We start from the raw sequence: 275 nt of genomic DNA, 5'->3' as shown, positions 1-275 counted from the left end.
GTCCCAGAGGTCCCGCGCGCTGATGAGCGTCTCATACGAAGGGGTTCTCGAGGTATCCGAGGACCTCGTGCTGTTCCTGTCCGCCTTGCTGGCCGATGAGCGTGATCGGCGTGGCACACGTTCGGGGAGAAGGGCTTTGACCCCGTACTGGCAGGCGGTTCTCGTCTTGCGGTGGCTCATCGACGACACCCGGATGAGCGCGCTGGCCAGGGACAACAAGATCTCCGGCTCGACCGCCTACAGCTACCGGGACGAGGGCATCGCCGTTCTGGCCG

1 pseudogene is annotated in these 275 nt (G+C 65.1%); it reads left to right on the top strand.

The features are described 5' to 3' along the window. Positions 1-22 precede the first annotated feature (22 nt). A pseudogene (locus LR394_RS41070) lies at positions 23-275 on the top strand (IS5/IS1182 family transposase); the annotation flags it as partial.

It is taken from the genome of Kineosporia babensis, from assembly GCF_021129305.1.
In the GTDB taxonomy this organism is placed as follows: Bacteria; Actinomycetota; Actinomycetes; order Actinomycetales; family Kineosporiaceae; genus Kineosporia; species Kineosporia babensis.
The sequence above is the reverse complement of the archived record's forward strand: the minus strand, read 5'-3'. Positions and strand labels throughout refer to the sequence as shown.